General features: G+C 63.1%; 14 protein-coding genes and 1 pseudogene. 5 read left to right on the top strand and 10 right to left on the bottom strand.

The genetic code is table 11. The features are described 5' to 3' along the window. Positions 1 to 88: 88 nt before the first annotated feature. Positions 89 to 1,981, bottom strand: a complete 1,893-nt coding sequence (locus HQ843_RS08400) for a PhoX family protein (protein ID WP_180898951.1) — start codon at positions 1,979 to 1,981, stop codon at positions 89 to 91. 338 nt (positions 1,982 to 2,319) lie between these two features. Here HQ843_RS08400 and HQ843_RS08395 point away from each other — a divergent pair. Next, positions 2,320 to 2,460, top strand: a pseudogene (locus HQ843_RS08395) (metal ABC transporter solute-binding protein, Zn/Mn family); the annotation flags it as partial. A gap of 1,266 nt (positions 2,461 to 3,726) precedes the next feature. Beyond that, positions 3,727 to 4,329, top strand: coding sequence for a ZinT family metal-binding protein (locus HQ843_RS29415; RefSeq protein ID WP_246710411.1), 603 nt, complete (start codon positions 3,727 to 3,729; stop codon positions 4,327 to 4,329). Positions 4,330 to 4,499: 170 nt separating this feature from the next. On the opposite strand, the gene HQ843_RS29410 is transcribed toward HQ843_RS29415, so the two are convergent. The 7 genes from HQ843_RS29410 to HQ843_RS08355 form a co-directional block, all read right to left on the bottom strand. After that, the gene (locus tag HQ843_RS29410; RefSeq protein WP_246710316.1) at positions 4,500 to 4,679 is read right to left on the bottom strand and encodes a MerR family DNA-binding protein; all 180 of its coding nucleotides are present in this window, start codon (positions 4,677 to 4,679) and stop codon (positions 4,500 to 4,502) included. A gap of 79 nt (positions 4,680 to 4,758) precedes the next feature. Then, positions 4,759 to 6,417 carry a hydantoinase B/oxoprolinase family protein gene (locus HQ843_RS08380; RefSeq protein ID WP_180898956.1) on the bottom strand — a complete coding sequence of 553 codons (1,659 nt, stop codon included), beginning with the start codon at positions 6,415 to 6,417 and terminating at the stop codon, positions 4,759 to 4,761. A 3-nt stretch (positions 6,418 to 6,420) separates the two neighbouring features. After that, positions 6,421 to 8,490, bottom strand: coding sequence for a hydantoinase/oxoprolinase family protein (locus tag HQ843_RS08375; RefSeq protein WP_180898958.1), 2,070 nt, complete (start codon positions 8,488 to 8,490; stop codon positions 6,421 to 6,423). 30 nt (positions 8,491 to 8,520) lie between these two features. Continuing rightward, positions 8,521 to 9,486 carry an ABC transporter permease gene (locus HQ843_RS08370; protein ID WP_180898959.1) on the bottom strand — a complete coding sequence of 322 codons (966 nt, stop codon included), beginning with the start codon at positions 9,484 to 9,486 and terminating at the stop codon, positions 8,521 to 8,523. Next, on the bottom strand, positions 9,483 to 11,015 hold the full coding sequence (locus HQ843_RS08365; RefSeq protein ID WP_180898960.1) for a sugar ABC transporter ATP-binding protein: 1,533 nt from the start codon (positions 11,013 to 11,015) through the stop codon (positions 9,483 to 9,485). Before HQ843_RS08365 ends, HQ843_RS08370 begins: the two co-directional genes overlap by 4 nt. A gap of 104 nt (positions 11,016 to 11,119) precedes the next feature. Continuing rightward, on the bottom strand, positions 11,120 to 12,109 hold the full coding sequence (locus tag HQ843_RS08360; RefSeq protein WP_180898961.1) for a sugar ABC transporter substrate-binding protein: 990 nt from the start codon (positions 12,107 to 12,109) through the stop codon (positions 11,120 to 11,122). Between the two features lie 112 nt (positions 12,110 to 12,221). Next, the gene (locus HQ843_RS08355) at positions 12,222 to 12,734 is read right to left on the bottom strand and encodes a hypothetical protein (protein WP_180898962.1); all 513 of its coding nucleotides are present in this window, start codon (positions 12,732 to 12,734) and stop codon (positions 12,222 to 12,224) included. 268 nt (positions 12,735 to 13,002) lie between these two features. Between HQ843_RS08355 and HQ843_RS08350 the strand changes: the two genes are divergently transcribed. The 3 genes from HQ843_RS08350 (at position 13,003) to HQ843_RS08340 (ending at position 15,802) form a co-directional block, all read left to right on the top strand. Further along, the gene (locus HQ843_RS08350; protein ID WP_180898963.1) at positions 13,003 to 13,725 is read left to right on the top strand and encodes a GntR family transcriptional regulator; all 723 of its coding nucleotides are present in this window, start codon (positions 13,003 to 13,005) and stop codon (positions 13,723 to 13,725) included. 181 nt (positions 13,726 to 13,906) lie between these two features. After that, positions 13,907 to 14,839 carry a dihydrodipicolinate synthase family protein gene (locus HQ843_RS08345; protein ID WP_180898964.1) on the top strand — a complete coding sequence of 311 codons (933 nt, stop codon included), beginning with the start codon at positions 13,907 to 13,909 and terminating at the stop codon, positions 14,837 to 14,839. 30 nt (positions 14,840 to 14,869) lie between these two features. Beyond that, positions 14,870 to 15,802 (top strand): 4-hydroxyproline epimerase, encoded by a 933-nt coding sequence (locus HQ843_RS08340; RefSeq protein ID WP_180898965.1) that lies wholly within the window; start codon positions 14,870 to 14,872, stop codon positions 15,800 to 15,802. Between the two features lie 326 nt (positions 15,803 to 16,128). On the opposite strand, the gene HQ843_RS08335 is transcribed toward HQ843_RS08340, so the two are convergent. Together HQ843_RS08335 and HQ843_RS08330 are read right to left on the bottom strand one after the other, a co-directional pair. Then, on the bottom strand, positions 16,129 to 17,715 hold the full coding sequence (locus HQ843_RS08335; RefSeq protein WP_180898966.1) for an ABC transporter substrate-binding protein: 1,587 nt from the start codon (positions 17,713 to 17,715) through the stop codon (positions 16,129 to 16,131). A gap of 2 nt (positions 17,716 to 17,717) precedes the next feature. Then, complete coding sequence (locus HQ843_RS08330) at positions 17,718 to 18,359, bottom strand: helix-turn-helix domain-containing protein (RefSeq protein WP_180898967.1); 642 nt, start codon at positions 18,357 to 18,359, stop codon at positions 17,718 to 17,720. Positions 18,360 to 18,380 lie beyond the last annotated feature (21 nt).

The raw sequence follows: 18,380 nt of genomic DNA, 5'->3' as shown, positions 1-18,380 counted from the left end.
TGGCGACCGCGATCGCCTGCGGCAGAGTTGCGCTATCGGCATGGCGCTTCGCGCGCCATGCCTGTTCAGGGTTACGGTTGCCGCATCGTCAGCCGACAAGACCGCCGTCATCGCGTTTCACCGCCATGATCGACGAGCGCGGCAGGCCTTCTTCCGCCGGCCACGAGCCGCCCGGATGCTGGACGCCGACGAACATCGTGCGCCGGTCCGCGGACCAGCACAGGCCGGTGATCTCGCTGCCGCGCGGGCCGGTCAGGAAGCGGACGATCTCGCCCGTCGCCGGATCGCCGGCAAGCTGCTGGTTGTTGCCCATGCCGGCGAAATCGCCCTCATTGCTGTCGTCGCCGTCGGTCTGGATCCAGACGAGCCCGCTGGTATCGAAGGCCATGCCGTCGGGGGAATTGAACAGGTTGCCGCTGTTGATGTTGGATGAACCGGCATAGGCATCCGCGTGGACGTCCGGATTGCCGGCCATGACGAACAGGTCCCAGCCGAAGGTATCGGCGGCATGGTCGTCGTCATCGGGATACCAGCGCACAATCTGACCGTATTTATTGGCCTCGCGCGGGTTCGGCCCGCCGACCGGGGTGGCGTCGCCGCCGGCATTCGCCTTGACGCCGCGGTTCTTGTTGTTGGTGAGACAGCAATAGGCCTCGACGGCATAGGGGTTGACGGCGACCCATTCGGGACGGTCCATGGTCGTGGCGCCGACCTTCGATCCGGCCATGCGGGCGAAGATCAGGATGTCTGCGGGTTCCATGCCGGTGGTCTCCGGCGTCAGCGCCAGCCATTCGCCCGTCTGGTCGTCGTTGAATTTCGCGACGTAGAGCGTGCCGTCATCGAGCAGGCCATCGGTATCGCCGCCGGCCACATACGGATGGGCGGAAACGAAACGGTACAGGAACTCGCTGCGCTCATCGTCGCCGAGATAGACCACGACGCGGCCATCAGGAGCCAACGTCACCGCGGCGTTTTCATGCTTGAAGCGACCGAGCCCGGTGCGCTTGACCGGCGTGCTGTCGGGATTGGTCGGGTCGATCTCGACCACCCAGCCGAAACGGTGCGGTTCGTTGGGATTTTTCGACGTATCGAAGCGCGGATCGAATTTTTCGTAGCCGTACTGGCTTTCCTGCGCCATGCCATAGCGCTTGTAGCCGGCGGCGACATCGTCGCTGTAGCTCGTCTCTTCGGTGGCGCCGAAATAGCCGTTGAAGTTCTCCTCGCAGGTCAGATAGGTCCCCCACGGCGTCTTGCCGGCGCCGCAATTGCCGAGCGTACCAAGCACGGCGCGGCCATCGGGGTCCGCTTCGGTCTTCAGCAGAGGATGACCGGCGGCCGGTCCGGAAATCGCCATCGGCGCGTTGTGATGCAGGCGGCGGTTGAACGGGCTGGAGCGCACCACGGACCAGCCTTCCGGGCTTTCCGCGATCTCGAGCACGGAAACGCCCTGCAGGTTCTGGAGCTTCAGAACATCGGCCGCAGTCTGCGGCGTGCCGTCTTCGGTATGCGGCAGGTTGATGTCGCTGTTCACATACTCGTTGTTGACCGCGAGAATCTGGTGATTGCCGATCTCGAAGGTTTCCATGCCGTCGGTATTTTCGCCGAAGACCTTGTCGGATTCCTCGACGGAACCGCCGGTCTCGTGATCGAACTCGGCAACGCCGTCATAAAGCGGATCGCCCCAGCTCACCAGAACCCTGGCTTTATAGCCCTCCGGCACGTGGAAGGCGTAATCGGTCTGGGCCGCAATCGGCGTGAACGGAAAGCGCGATTGCGGCGCGGCCGCTTCGGCCGTTCCGCTCGGCAGCAGCCCGGCGCCCATGGCGACAGCGCCCGAACCGAAGGCGACAACGCCGCCGAGAAAACCGCGACGCGAGATCGCGCGTTCGACCACACGGTCGAAATCGCTTTCTTCGGGTCGGGGAAAATTGAGTTCGTCCCACGCGTCGGCGGGCATCTTGATAGGCGGTATCCTGGTCATGAAGGTCCTCGTAATTTAATATCATTACCGGATTGACCATACAGGGCTTTCTTGACGGTGAAATGAAAGTCCCGTCGACGACAGCATCAAAAACGCTCTTTCGGCCCTGCACATCGCGGCGCTGGCCAAGACCGGAGGTGTCGAGCAAAAGCCGGCATGCGGAAGGACGCGGAGGAAATCCCGAAGACAGGCAAAGGCCGCGCGGCGGGCGCCCGCATTTTTCGGCGCGATCTTCAAACCCGGGGCAATTTTTCAGGAAAGCGGCAAAAAACGGTTGCCATCAAATCATCCCTTCGATAAATGTAATGATATTACGTTACAGATGCTCCAGCATTTGAATCGCGTCCGAAGCCGGACTGGAGCTTGGGGGAACGCTTTATTCGGACGCGTTGTCTTCAGCCGATGGCCCCGCGCCAAGCTATATCGACATGATGCATTACAACGCCGAAACGCTCGCCGCCGCCATCAATAACGGCTGACAACAATAAACCGGGCGAGGCCGAACCTCACCCATTGAAGTTACGTTATACCGTATAGGAGAGACAGATATGAAACGATGGATCCTGGGTGCATCCGCACTCGCGATTTCGCTCGGTGCACCGGCAGCCTTCGCCGAAGACCACGAGGACAGCGTCACCCTCTACCGGATTTTCGTCGGCGACCATGCCGATGCGAAAATCACGGCATTCGACCTCGGCCAGCCCGACAATCGCTGGTCCTTCGACACCACCGGGCAAAACAAGCTCTATGCGGTCAATGACGGTGCGGCCATTGTTGCTGTTCAGTCTGACAGCGATGCGGTTCACTTCATCGACAGCGGCATTTCGCTGCATTCCCATGGCGACCATTCCGATATCGACATTGAGGAGCCGGTTGTCGTCGAGCACAGCCTCAACGGCCCGCGCCCGTTCCACATCATCGATCATGACGGCAAGGTGGTCGTCAATTTCGACAAGGGCGGCTATGCCGAAATCGTCGACGCCCACGAGCTTTCCCATGGCGAGCTTGAAACCGGCCGGCTGGAGCAGGACCGCGCCCATCACGGCTTTGCGGCCCCGGTCGGCGCGTATTGGGTCACGACTGTCGCGACCAACACGCCGGTCAACGGCACCCGCATCGGCCTGCGCGCCGTCACCGTCGATGGCACGTCGACCGGCGATGTCGCGACTTGCACCGGCATCCACGGCGAGGCCTTCTCCGGGGCATATCTGGCCGCAGGCTGCAAGGAAGGCGTGCTGACCGTGACGACCGGCGAGGACGGCCTCGAATTCGAGATGCTGCCCTATCCGGCCGACCTGCCGAGCGATCAGACCACGGGCACCCTGCTCGGCGCGAAAAGCATGCAGGTGTTTCTCGGCAATTACGGTTCCAACGGTCTCGTGGTCATCGACCCTGCCGATGAACCGCACTTCCATTATATCGAACTGCCGTTCCGCCGCGTCGACTTCACGCTCGATCCGGCCAATGCCCGTTTCGGTTATGTCCTGACGGAAGATGGCAGCCTGCACCAGATCGACATTCTGGACGGAAGCCTCACGACAAGCGCCAGGGTCACCGAACCCTATTCGATGGACGGCCACTGGAACGACCCGCGTCCGCGCATCGCCATGGCCGGCGATGAGATCGTGATGAGTGACCCGAATGCCGGCCTCGTCCGCCGCATCGCAAAGGACGGGTTGCAGGAGGTCGGCACGATCGATGTCGGCGGCATGCCCTACAACATCGCCGTTGCCGGCGGCAGCGGCATGGTCCACGAGGGCGAGCATGACGGTCATGAACATGGTGATGAAGCCCATGCCCATGATCATGGCGACCCTGAGATCTACAAGGGCTATTTCGAGGATAGTCAGATCGCAGACCGGCCCCTTTCCGACTGGGCCGGTGACTGGCAGTCGGTCTATCCCTATCTTCAGGACGGAACGCTCGACCCGGTGATGGAGCACAAGGCAGAGTCGAGCGACATGACGGCTGCGGAATACAAGGCCTATTACGACACCGGCTACAAGACCGATGTCGAGCGGATCACCATCCAAGGTGACAAGGTCACCTTCTACGAGGATGGCGAGACGGTTCAGGCCGATTACGAAAGCGACGGCTATGAAGTCCTGACCTACGCCAAAGGCAACAGGGGCGTCCGGTTCATCTTCGAAAAGACCGGCGGCGACGAGGCCGCACCGCGGTTCATCCAGTTCTCCGATCACCGGATCGCACCGGCGACGGCCGATCACTATCACCTCTACTGGGGCGACGACCGTTCGGCCCTGCTGGAAGAAGTGACCAACTGGCCGACCTACTACCCGTCATCGCTCAACAGCGACCAGATCGTCCACGAAATGCTGGCGCACTGAGGCCAGCTCGGCAACCCACGAACAGACGTCCGGTCCTTAAGGGCCGGATGCACTATCTCCAGACCATTTCAACGCCGTGCCGACGGCGGCTCGGAAGGCTTCAGCCGTGACTGTGTCCCGGTGCATCGGGCTGAGGCGACACTCCGCGATCGTTCCGCATGAGCATTGCTTCAACAGCTGGTCCACTCGCTTTGAAGCGCCTTCGGATCATCGATCTGCCGCTCGCCCTCAAAAAGGTGTTCGCGCGCGATGCGGTCCACGGCCTCGCAATTTCGGGACCGGTCATCGGAAAGATCGAGCAAAGCGCGAATTTCATCCAGCGAGAAACCAAGGTCGCCACAGGGCGACATCCACCAATTCCAATCCGTCTCGGTTTCCCGACGCTCTATGCAGCCCTGCGGCGTGCTTTCCGCGCCGCGGCCGGCGCGATCAGGCCTCGTAGCCGTAGATCTCTCTTGCGCGGTCGGGCGTCAGATAGTCGTTGCGCAGGTCGCGTTCGATGTCGGCGCGGCTGCGTAAGCTCGGGTCGCCATAGCCACCGCCATTGCCGGTGACCACGCGGATGATGTCGCCTTCGTTGACGGTGAGGTTGGTGGTGAAGGCGTGGCGGTCGCGGGTTCCGTCGCGGCGCAGCACCTCGACATAATTGACCGATCCGTCGAGCCCGCCCGATGCGCCCCAGGGCGGCATCCGCGAGCGGGTGTAGCCGACCGAGAGGAAATTGTTGTCGGCGCGGACCCGGTAATGCACCTCGATGCCCTTGCCGCCGCGCCACTGACCCTCGCCGCCGGGCTCGGTATTCAGCGCCACCTGCTCGATCCCGAGGCCGTAGCGGGCCTCGGCAACCTCGGCGGGGCAGTTGAAGGTCTCGCCGTGGAAGCCGGAGAACTGGCCGGAAACGCCATCGGAGCCCTCCCACGCGCCCCAGCCGCCGACCTGCGGTTCGACGATGGTGTAGTGGCGGCCGGTATCGGGATGCGGGCCGCCGATATTGGTGCCGCAGATGGAGGCGAAATTGCCGGCCGGCACGGAGCCTGGAAAGTGCTCCGCCATCGCTCTGAGCAGCATGTCGAACAGCCTGATCTCGACCTCGGCATAATAGCCGAGCGCGCCGGGGGCCTCGACATGATAGATCGTGCCGGGCTTCGTCACCACCCTGAGCGGCCTGAAGAACCCGCCATTGCCGGGGGCATCGGCATCGGTGAAATCCTTGAACGCCAGCTGCACGGCAATTTCCGTGCCCTCGCGCGAGCAATTGAGCGAGCCGGACTGGGCCGGGTTGTCGGTCAGGTCGACGATGAATTCGTCGGCGGTGACCGTCAGCGTGACCTTGTGGATCGCGCCGCTATCCTGCTCCTCGGCAAAGCTGTAGCTGCCTTGCGGAATGTTGGCCAGCGCCGCGCGGGCACGGCGTTCGCCGAGATCCATATAATCGGTGACGGCCGCGGCAAACGTATCCGCGCCGTATTTCGCGACCAGTTCCAGCACCCGCCGCTCGCCGATGCGCAATCCTGCGATCGCGGCCCAGAGATCGCCGTTGAGGAAATCCGGTAGCCGGGAATTGACCTTGAGAATGTCGAAAACAGCCTGGTTTTCGACCCCTTCCGCAAACAGTTTCACCGCCGGGATGCGGATGCCTTCCTGGAAGATTTCCGTGGCTTCCGCCGACATCGAACCCGGAACATTGCCGCCGACATCGTTCCAGTGGGCGATATTGGCGACCCAGGCAACCATGACGCCGTCATGGAACACAGGTGCTGCCAGCACCATGTCGTTGAGATGGGTGACGCCGCCGAAATAGGGATCGTTTGAAGCAAACACATCGCCCTCGCGGATTTCCTCGAGCGGGAACTTGGCGAGGATGCCGGCGATCGCCTTGTCCAGAACGCCGATGAAGGCCGGAATGCCAGCGCCCGAGGCGGCGATCTCGCCTTCGGGGTTGAGGATCGAGGTGGAGAGGTCGAGCACTTCGTAGATGATCGCGCTCATCGAGGTCTTCACCTGGGCGTAGAACATCTCGTCGGCGATCGCTTCCAGCGCGTTCTGGATGATGTCGAAGGTGACGGGATCAAAGGTCTTGGCGGTCATGGTTCAGCCCCTCGTCTCGATATGGGTGTTGCCGAAATCGTCGATGAAGACGCGGTTGCCGGGATGGACGACGATGGTCGTGCCCGGATCCTCGATCACGGCAGGCCCGGAAAATTCCATGCCCGGCTCGAATTTCGTGCTGTCGTAGATGGTGGCTTCGTGCCGGCCTTCGGTGGCGTAATCGACCATGCGCCTGCCCTTCACCGCGTCTTCCAGTCGCGCGCCGGTTTTCGGCAGCGCCACCAGTTCGAGCTTGCCGACCGCGGCTGAGGCGACCAGATGGAGGCCGATGATCTCGACGCCTGCGGCAAGACGATAGGTATATTCGCGCTCGTAGATCTCGTGGAACTCCGACACCATCTTCGCCAGAACATCCTCGGTCACGCGACCGGCGGGCACCGGCACCTCGACCGCGAATTCCTGGTTCTGATAGCGGCAGCGCACCATCGGCTTCAGTGTGACCTTGTCGGCGCCGAAGCCTTCGCGGGCATATTCGGCGCGCGCGCGTTCCATGGTGTGCATCAAAAGGGCATCGAGGCCTTCGCGGTCCGCGCTGTCCATCAGGCGGGTGACGAAATAGTCGCGGCGCAGATCCGACATCAGCATGCCCCAGGCGGAGAACACCGGCGCGCCGCGCGGCACGACCACCTTCTTGACGCCCAGTTCCTGGCCAAGCGCCACGCCATGCATCGGCCCGCCGCCGCCGAACACCACCAGCGTGAAATCGCGCGGATCGTAGCCGCGATTGACCGAGACCAGTTTCAGCGCGTTGACCATGTTGGAGTTGGCGATCCGGATGATACCGCGCGCAACCTCTTCCGGGGTGTTGCCCATGCGCCCGGCAAGCCGCTCCAGCGCGCTTTCGAGCGCCGGCATGTCGGCTTCAACCGAACCGCCGCAGAAATAGTCCTTGTTGATCCGGCCGAGAGCGAGGTTGGCGTCGGTCGTGGTCGCATCCTCGCCGCCGCGTCCATAGGAGGCCGGGCCAGGCGTGGAGCCTGCCGAATGCGGACCGACATGCAGCTTTTCGAAATCATCGACCCAGGCGATCGATCCGCCGCCATTGCCGATCTCTACCAGATCCACCACCGGCACCATGATCGGGTAGCCTGCGGACTTTCCGTCGCGCTCGATCCAGTAATCGGTCTTGATCGTGACCTGGTTGTTTTCGATCAGCGAGCATTTGGCGGTGGTGCCGCCGATGTCGAGCGCCAGAATATTGGGCTCGCCGATGATCCGGCCGAGTTCGGCAGCCCCCCAGAAGCCGGAGGCCGGGCCGCTTTCGACCATGGTGATCGGCACGGCCTTGACCGCATCCACCGAATCCACGCCGCAATTCGACTGCATGATGAAGAGCTGCCCGGCATAGCCCCTGCCGGCGAGGCCCGCCTCCAGTTTCTCCAGATAGCGCTCGGCCTTGGGCTGGACATAGGCCGACAGGATGGCGGTGTTGGTGCGCTCGTATTCGCGCCATTCGCGGGTGATCTGGTGGGAGGCGACGACCGTCACCTCGGGCCAGCGCGCCTCGACCTCGGCCTTCAGGCGGGCCTCATGCGCCGGGTTGGCATAGGCGTGCAGCAGGCTGATGGCGATCGCTTCGATACCCTCGGCGCGGAACAGGGTGAGCGTCTCGTCGAGCGAGGAAAGGTCCAGCGGCGTGACCTCGTTGCCGTGATAATCCATGCGCCCGGTGATCTCGCGGCGCAGGTAACGCTCAACGAAGGGGGCAGGCTTGTTGTATCTGAGATTGAAGAAGTCCGGCCGGTTGCCGCGGCCGATCTCGATCGCATCGCGAAAGCCCTTGGTGGTGATCAGTCCGACCTTCGCGCCCTTGCGTTCGGTCAGCGCGTTGATGACCACGGTGGTGCCGTGGGCGAAGAAATCGACCGAACCGACATCGACCTTCGCCTTTTCCAGAACGTTGAGCACGCCCTTTTCGAAGTCCGGCGGCGTGGTGTCGGATTTTTCCGTGCGCACGGTCTGGACGCCGGTTTTGGTGTCGGTCTCGAAATAGACGAGATCGGTGAACGTGCCGCCGACATCGGTCGAAACGCGCGTGATTTTGTCAGTCATTGCAATTCTCTGTTCCTGGAGCGAGGGCCGTCAGCGGCTGCGCCTGCCGGATGCGGCAAGCGAGACCGCGGCCACGATGATCACGCCGGTGGTGAGGTCCTTGTAGAAGGGGTTCACATTGAGGATGTTGAAGCCGTTGCCGATCAGCGCCATCAGCAGCACGCCCGCGACCGAGCGCCAGATCGCGCCCGAACCGCCCATGATCGAGGTTCCGCCGAGAATCACCGCCGCGATCGCCTCGAACTCCATGCCGATGCCTGCCTGCGGGGACGCCATGGAGATGCGCGATACCGCGATCACCCCGGCAACACCGGCGGCCATGCCCGACAGCGAGAAAGTCACGATCTTGATCAGATTGGTGCGGATGCCCGACAGGATCGCGGCCTCCTCATTGCCGCCGACGGCAAAGACGCGCCGGCCGAAGGTGGTGCGGTTCAACAGCACCATGAAGATCACCATGAACACGATCAGCACGATCACGGCGATATTGACCATTCCGATCCGGCCACGGCCGATCCAGGAAAACTCCGCGATCCGGACCGGGATCAGCGCGCCGCCGGTGATCAGGATGGCGATGCCGCGATAGACGAGGCTGGTGGCGAGCGTGACGAGGAAGGAGTGGACGCCGAAGCCGGTGATGATCGCGCCGTTGACCGTGCCGAGCGCAAGCCCGATCAGCGGACCGGCGACAATCGCGGTATAGGGATCGACATGGACGGCGATCCAGCCGGCCGACACCGAGGCCACGCCGAAAATCGCGCCCGTCGACAGGTCGAACCCGCCGCCGATGATGACCAGGGTGAGCGCGCAGGCGATGATGGCGAGCGGGGCCGACTGGTTGAGAATGTTGAGCAGGTTCCGCGCCGTCAGGAAACTGTCGGAAATCAGGCTGAGCCCGATCATCAGGATGACGATGATGGTGAGAACGCCGTATTCGCGGGCGAAGTCGCCGGGCGTGATGGTAAAACGGCGGGCAGGTGTCTGAATGTCGCTCATTGTCGGGTGACCTCCTTGCCGCGGGAGACGGCGCCTTGTTCCTGAAAGATGCGGTGCAATGCCGCGTCGACCGTGGTGTTCCGGCAGTCGGTCTCCGCGAAGATGCGGCCGTCGCTCATCAGATAGCCGCGATGGGACAGGTTGATGACCTCCTCGAGTTCAGAGGAGATCAGCAGCACGGCCACGCCGCTTTCGGCCATTTCGATGATGAATTCGTGGATGCTCTGCCGGGCGCCGATATCGACCCCGCGGCTCGGTTCGTCGAGGATCAGCAGGCGCGGCTTTTCCACCGCCCATTTCGACAGCAGCACCTTTTGCTGGTTGCCGCCGGAATAGAACGCCACCGCGCCGTCGAGGGCCGAGGGCGTGATCGCGAAATGCTCGATCATCCTGCGCGCCCGCGTCCGCTCCAGCCCGCGGTTGATCCAGCCGTGGCGGGAAATGCGGCCGAGCGAGGCAAGCGAAATGTTGGGACGGGTGGTCTGGGTCAGCACCAGCCCCTGCTTGCGCCGGTCCTCGGGCACGAAGGCCAGCCCTTGCGCGATCGCGCGCGGAATGCCGAGGCGGCGGCTCTGCAGGACGCCGTGAATGGCATAGCGGCCGGAAACGATCGGATCGGCGCCGAACAGGGCGCGCGCAACCTCCGAGCGGCCGGAGCCGACGAGGCCGATCAGACCGACGATCTCGCCGGGGAAAATCTTCAGCGATATGTCGGAAAGCCCGGTGTCCGTGGCGACATCCTGCATCTCGACGACCGGGGTCTTCTCATCGGCCGGGCGCGGCGGCAGGGTGGGCCAGATGATTTCCGAGGCCTCGCCCAGCATGGAATCGATCAGGCTGTTCCTGGTCTCGCCGGCGATTGCATCGGTGCGGATGACCTTGCCGTCGCGCATGATCGTGACCTGGTCGCAATTGGCCAGGATATGGTCGAGAAAATGGCTGACATAGATCACGGTGACGCCGCGCGCCTTCAGCCGCGCGATCAGCTGATGCAGGCGTTCTGCCTCGTCCTCGGTGAGCGACGAGGTCGGCTCGTCCATGATGATCACCCGCGCCTCGCGGGCGATCGCGCGCATGATCTCGACCTTCTGGCGCTCGGCGATCCGCATGTCGGCGATCCTTGTATGCGGATCGAGGCCGAAATCGCAGGTCTCCTCCAGCGTGTGAAAACGGGCGAGATCGCCCTTGCGCAGAAAACCGGCGGTATTGCTTTCAAGCCCCAGGAACACGTTTTCGAGAACGGTCAGTTCGGGGACGAGCTGAAGTTCCTGATGGATCATGGCAATGCCGCGACCAAGCGCGTCGCGGGGCGAAAACCGTGTGACGGCCTCGCCGAACACCTCGACTACGCCCTCATCCGCAGAATAATAGCCGCCGACGATCTTGCCGACCGACGACTTGCCCGCGCCGTTTTCGCCGACGAGCGCGTGAACCGAGCCTTTTGCAATGTCGATATTGATGTCATTCAGGATGCGCATGCCGCCAAAGCTCTTGGCGACGCCCCGAAGCCGGATGGCGGTATCGGTCATGGCTTTCCTTTCCATCTTCGGCGCGCCGGGCGGAAACGCCGGCAGGACGCACTGAGCAGGACGGGGTTCCGGCGCGCGTCGGACGCGCACCGGAAGTGTCGAGGTCAGCCCTGCCATTCCGGCTCGAAATCGGGATTGGCCTCGAGCCATTCCCTGTTAATGATCTTCGGCGTTTCGCGCAGCGAATATTCGTCGATCCAGGTCGGAACCGTCTCGCCGTTCAGCGCCTTGACCATGGCGTCGAGCGCGGCTTCTCCCTCCGATTTCGGGAACTGCGCCAGCGTGCCGCTCCAGCTGCCGGCCTTGATCGCGTCCACCGCGATCTGGTTCAGGCCGCCGCCAATGGTGAACAGCTCGGACATGTCCAAGCCCGCATCCGCGATCGCGATCTCGGCGCCCATCAGGTGCTGGTCGGCGTTGGAGAGCACGACATCGATGTCCGGATGGGCCTGCAGAATGTCCTGCATCGCGACCATCGAGGTCTGGGGCGAGTAATTGCCCTCGCCGGTGGCGACGATCTCGATATTGTCGTGCGCGCCGAGGATGTTCTTGTAGGTGTCGTTGCGCAAATTGTCGAAGGGATAGATCAGCTGGCCGATCAGCACCACGACCTTGCAGGGGTCCTTGTCGGCGCAATAGTCGACCACCGCATCGGCCTGCGCGGTCGCGCCCACCACCGGGTCGGAGGCGACGGTGACGGTGAGGCCGGGCACCTGCGGCTCCATCTTCGAAAGCTCGGGGCCGACCGGGAACAGCGTGGTGCCGACCTTGACGCCGGCCTTTATGGCCTCTTCGAGCGCGGTCGCGATGCCCACCGTGTCGTTCGGCGTTATGATGATCGCGTCGAACTTGCCGCCGGCTGCGATATCCTCGACCTGGGAGAACTGCGCGGTGGCCGAGAACTCGCCGTCGAAGATCTGGGTCTTGACGTTGTCGTATCTGGCGGCCGCTTCCTCGATGCCGTCATAGATCGCCTGGTTGAAGCCGTTTTGCGACGAGGCGGCGAGGAAGGCGATGTTGAAATCCTCGGCCTCTGCGGCCAGCGGCGCGGCCAGCGCAGAGGACAGGATCACTGCTTTGAGTGCTGTTTTCATGGATCGGTTTCTCCGTTTGAGATGTCTTCATCTGGTTTATGCGACCATTGGACGGCCATTGCGCAGGGCTCTCCGGCCCCTTGGATCAGTCCGCCTGATCGTGCGGTTCTCGTCATGTCGGGTGGAATGTTGCCGTTTCGGCATCTTCGAGGTGCAGGAGAAGGAAGGCGGCGGTGACCGCCGGCTGCCAGGCGAGGGCCCGGGCGACGGTTGCGGACGTGAAATGCCCCCGCGGGCCCAGCATGTTGACCGTTCCGATCACGCGTCCGTTGGCGATCGCCGGAAGGTTCATGTTGGATTCAAAGCCGAGATCGCGGATCTTCTGCCAGTCGAAGAAGACCTCGGCGATCTGCTCGATGCCGGTTGTGCTGAAATGGCGGTTGCCGGCAATGACCGTTTCGAAATAGCGGTTTTTCTCAAGCGGCTTGAAGCCGCCCGGTTCATAGGCTTCGACATTTTCCGAAAACACCCGGCGCGAGCGCATGCGCGGCAGGTCGTAAACCGAGGCGGTGGTCAGGCCCTTGCCTACATCCGCGTTCAGCCCGTCAAGCAGATAGGCGAACACCCGCCGCGGCGCGTCCGGCTCTGCCGCAAGGCGAAAGATTTCTGCCGTGTCGCAGGGCATCAGCCGTTCCCCTTGTGGTTGCGCGCGCCGCGCGCCGCAACGCTTCCCTGGCCCGAAGGCGTTATCGCTTCAAAAGCTGACAGAGGGGCGTTCGTGCTGGCGGGTTTCATGATGGCGCTGCGTCCGGTCCAGATTGCGGTCGTTGCTGATCAGATCGGCACACTAGCCCTCAAAATTCATTCTGTCGACAGAAAAAATTTAAAAAGCGTCATGGATTGTGTGCACAGAGTGTAGCATATTGCCAGAAAGTTCAGGAGAACCGGACATCATGGTCAAGACAACGTCGGAAAAACACGCGCCCCAGAGCCAGCAGGTCAGGCGCGGTGGCGGCGTCGCGCACGTCTATGAAACCCTGCGCAACGAAATCATCGAGCTCAAGCTCGCTCCGGGCTGCCCGATCGACGAGACGGAGCTGTCGGAGCGGTTTTCGATGTCGCGCACGCCGATCCGGGAGGCCCTTGTGCGGCTCGCCGCCGAAGGCCTGATCACCGCGCTGACCAACCGCACCACGATCGTGTCCAACATCGACTTCGTGCAGCTTGGCGCGTTCTTCGATGCCCTGACGCTGATGTACCGCGTGACGGCGCGGCTTGCGGCGATCCATTACAGCGAGGCCGATCTCGCCGGGATTCGCGCCCACCAGGGCCGTTTCGCCGAGGCGGTCGAGGCCCGGGACGTGCTGGGCATGATCTCGGCCAACCGCGATTTTCATATCGCCATCGCCGAGGCCGGCCGCAACAAATACTATACCGACCTGTTCCGGCGCCTGCTGGATGACGGGCGTCGCATCCTGCGCCTCTATTACCGTTCCTATGACGACGATCTGCCGCGCCAATATGTGGCCGAGCACGAACACATCGTCAGCGCGATGATCGCGCGGGACGAAGAGGAATCCGACCGGCTCGCGATGGCGCATGCCGACCAGATCGTGCGCCAGATCCGGGCCTATATCTCGGCGGATTCGCGCAGCGTTTCCTCGATTTCGCTCTGAGCGGACCCTTGCCGCAGGCGCGCCGGCCGGCCGCGCCGACCAGTTAGTATTTTATTTGTCGACAAATTGAATCATCGGTGCTAGGGAATTTGCAACTGACCGGCCCCGGGCCGCGCCGCAAACGCTTGCCCGCAAACCGCCCCGCCGACCTCAATTCCTTGTGAATGCGAAAGGACCCCAGATGAACGACACGATCTTCACCGGCTGTATTCCGGCCCTGATGACCCCCTGCAACGCTGACCGCACGCCGGATTTTGCAGCACTCGCGCGCAAGGGCCGGGAGCTTGTCGAGGCGGGCATGTCGGCCGTCGTTTATTGCGGATCGATGGGCGACTGGCCGCTTCTGACAGATGAGGCGCGGATGAAGGGCGTCGAGGCGCTGGTCGAAGTGGGCGTTCCGGTGATCGTGGGGACCGGCGCGATCAACACCAAATCGGCGGTGGCGATCACCGCGCACGCCGCCCGTGTCGGCGCTGCGGGTCTGATGGTCATCCCGCGCGTGCTCTCGCGCGGCACATCGGTCTCGGCGCAGAAGGCACATTTCTCGGCCATTCTCGCGGCGGCCGACGGCCTGCCCGCCGTGATCTACAACAGCCCCCATTACGGCTTTGAAACCCGCGCCGACCTGTTTTTCGCCCTGCGCGCCGAGCATCCCAACCTGATCGGCTTCAAGGAATTCGGCGGCGCGGCCTCTCTCTCCTATGCCGCCGAACACATCACCTCCGGCGACGACGACCTGACCTTGATGGTCGGCGTCGATACCCAGGTGTTTCATGGTTTCGTGAAATGCGGCGCCACCGGCGCGATCACCGGCATCGGCAACGCGCTTCCCGCAGAGGTTCTGCACCTCGTTTCGCTTTGCAAGGCCGCCGCTGCGGGCGACAGCGAAGCCCGCCTCAAGGCGCGCGAGCTTGAGGAAGCGCTGATGGTGCTGTCGAAATTCGACGAGGGCGTCGATCTCGTGCTGTTCTACAAATATCTGATGGTGCTGAACGGCGACGCGGAATATAGCCTGCATTTCAACGAAACCGACGCCCTGACGCCGCCGCAGAAGGCTTTCGTCGAAGTGCAGTACAAACAGTTCAAGACCTGGTACGCCAACTGGGCCGCCTGATCATATCCGGGCCGTGCGAGGGAGCATCGTATGCATGTGATTGACAGCCACACCGCAGGCGAGCCGACGCGGGTCATCCTCGACGGCTTTCCCGATCTCGGCTCAGGCCCGCTTTCCGAGCGCGCGGCGCGTCTTGCGACCCGCTTTTACGACAACTACCGCGCCGTGGTGCTGGAGCCGCGCGGCCAGGTCGCCATGGTCGGGGCGCTGCTGGTGCCGCCGGTGGACCCGTCCTGCGTCACCGGCGTCATCTATTTCGATGTCGGGGCCGTTCTGGGCATGTGCGGCCACGGCACGATCGGCCTTGCCGTCACGCTTTATCACATGGGCCGGATCGGCACGGGGCTTCACCGGATCGAAACGCCGGCGGGCATCGTCACCGTCGATGTGCAGGATGAAAGCACGGTCACGGTCACCAATATCGAAAGCCGCCGGGTTTCGGCGGGGATCACGGTCGATGTGCCGGATTTCGGCACTATTGCCGGCGACGTCGCCTATGGCGGCAACTGGTTTTTTCTGGTCGACCCGAGCCCCGTGCGGGTCTCGCCGGACAATATCCGCCAGCTGACCGATCTCGCCATCGCCACCCGCACCGCACTCAACAACCAGAAAATCGGCGGCGAGAACGGCGAACCGGTCGACCATGTCATCTTCTACGGACCTTCCGGCAACGATGCGGCGCACAGCCGCAATTTCGTGCTTTGCCCCGACGATGCCTATGACCGCTCCCCCTGCGGGACCGGCTGTTCGGCGCGCCTTGCCTGCCTTGCCGCTGCGGGCCAACTGGCCGAAGGCCGGGAGATCGTGCAAGAGAGCATCATCGGCTCCACCTACACGCTGTCCTACAAGGCCGGGCAAAAGGGCGGCGTGATCCCGTCGATCACCGGTCAGGCCTATGTCATGTCGGTGGCCGAACTGCTCTTTCACCCCGACGACCCCTTCCGCAACGGCATCGTCATCTGATCCACGCCGCGCAACGCTGTCGCGGCATCGAGACGGAACGAAGGCCGCCCCGTTCTCGGAAGCGGCCTTCAGACTGCTGACAAAGTCCTTTTCAAGCTCCTCCGTCATGCCGGGCTCGACCCGGCATCCAGGGCCGCTTGTGGTGGATTTCAAGAAAGAGTCTTTGCGCGCAAGGACTTGCGCTTGCTGGATCCCGGATCAAGTCCGGGATGACGGCGGAGAGGGAGGCGACTCCGTACTCACTTACGGGGTTTGTCGGCAGGTTGAAGGCCGCCCCGTTCTCGGAAGCGGCCTTCTGTGTTGTGCTGTGGTCTCGGACCAAAAACCTATTTCGTCACCAGCCGGTAATAGACGAAGTCCGACGTCGCGCCGTTGACATAGCCGTCGACGTCGTCCTGCATCGCGACTTCGTAGGCGGCCTGGAACATGATCACGATCGGCGAGGTTTCCTGCACCTTCTTCTGCAGGTCGACATAGATGTCGAGGCGCTTGTCCGGATCGGCTTCCGAGAGGGCCGCCATGGTTTCGGTGTTGATGTCGTCCGGCACGGCCCAGGCGTTCCGCCATGTCGTGGTTGCCTGGTAGTTGCCGTCGGAATTATCGGCGTTATAGGCGAAGGCCTTGGCGTTCGAATGCGGGTCCATGAAGTCCGGACCCCAGTAGAGCAGCATCGCCTCATGGGTGCGGTCGCGGTATTTGGTGATGACCTGCGCGCCGGTCCCGGGGATGATGTCGAAATTGATGCCGGCCTCGGCGAAGCTTGCCTGCAGCGACTGCGCCATGTCGGTGAACGGCGCCGCATTGATGACGTCGAGCGTCACGTCGATCGGCGTCTCGACGCCGGCATCCGCCAGGATCTGCTTGGCCTTTTCAGGGTCGTAGGTGAAAGGCGTTTCGTCATAGGAGCCGGGAAAACCCTTCGGCCAGAAAGCCTGGTGGATTTCCATCTGGCCCTTCAGGAAGCTGTCGGCCATGCCTTCGTAGTTGACCAGATAGCGCGCGGCTTCCCACACGGCCTCCGGCTGCAACGCCTCGGTCTTCTGGTTGAAGGACAGGAAGTGGACGGCGGCCTGCGGGAAGGTCTCGACCTTGATGCCGTCGCCCTCTATGGACGCGATCTGGTCCGGCGTCAGGTTGCGGGCGATGTCGACATCGCCGGAAGTGAGCAGCAATTGCTGCGTTGCCGATTCCGCCACGTGGCGAATGATCACCGATGTCATCGCCGGCGCGCCCTTGAAGTAATCGGGATTGGCGTTGAGGCGGATCAGTTCGGCCGGGCGATAGTCGGCGAGGCTGAAGGGGCCGGAGCCGGCGGAATTCGCGTTCAGCCAGGCATTGCCCATGTCGCCATCGGTCTCGTGCGCCATCACTTCGACCTCGTCGACGATCGAGGCCGGACGGGCAGCGAGCACGTTGAGGGCGAAGGCGGAGGAGAAATCGCCGGTGTATTTGATCGTGACAGTGTTGCCGTCGGCGGTCACCATCTCGCCGACATTGTCAGGCGTCCAGCCGAGCTGGGTGAGAATGAAGGCGGGCGTCAGGTTCAGCTTGATCACGCGGGCGAGCGAGAACACGACATCTTCCGCGCGCACCGGATTGCCGGAGGTGAAGACGGCGCCGTCGCGCAGCGTGAAGGTGATGGTCTTGGCGGCGTCATCGGCCGTCCATTCGGCCGCAAGCCCCGGCGAAAGCACGGTCGGGTCCTCAGCATCATACTGCACCAGTCGGTCATAGGTATTGGTGACGAGTTCGCCGGAGGTGAATTCATAGGCCTGCGCGGGATCGATGGCGACGATGTCGTCGATGTTCTGCGCCACGACCAGCATGTTGGCGGGCGTTTCGGCCACCGCCGCACCCGCGCCCAGGGGCAGGGTGAGGGTTGCCGCAAGCAATGCGGTTCTGAAAAGTCTCATCTTCAGTTCTCCTCTGATTGGTTCGGTTTTGCCGTGAGAGCGGCGGTTTTTGGGGCGGCGTTGGAGCGGAACAGGGCCAGCGTACCCGCCCATAGAAGCTTCGCCGGCCTGTCGGTATGGTTCGACCATGCATGCGGCTGGCTGCCGCGGAAATGCAGGCTGTCGCCCGCCGACATGATCATTTCGTCATTGTCGACGCGCTGGGAGATTTCGCCCTCCAGCACATAGATGATCTCCTCGCCCTCATGGCTGACCACTTCGGAGCGGTAGCCGGGCGGCACGGTCATCAGGAAGGATGAGAGCGTGTTGCCGGGAAAATCGGCGCCGAGGCGCTCATAGATCACCGAGGAGCCGTCGACGGAAAACTTGGTGCGCTCGCCCTCGCGCGTCAGCGCGTCGCGCGGCGCCGGCGTGGCGATGAAATAGTCGATGCCGACATCGAGCGCGCGGGCGATCTGCGCCAGCGTGCCGAGCGAGGGCACGGCATGGTCGCGCTCGACCTGGCTCAGATAGCCGACGGACACGCCCGATGCCTGGCTGAGCGCCGTCAGCGTCATCTGCTTCTGCTGCCGGCGGGCGCGGATGATCGACCCCACCTGCGGCTGCTGCGATACGTCTCCCGCCGGGGCGATTGCCTCGCGCATGGTCCACCTCATCATAATTTT

Source organism: Martelella sp. NC20 (assembly GCF_013459645.1).
GTDB lineage: Bacteria > Pseudomonadota > Alphaproteobacteria > Rhizobiales > Rhizobiaceae > Martelella.
Note: the sequence above shows the minus strand (reverse complement) of the source record. Positions and strands in the feature narration are given on the sequence as shown.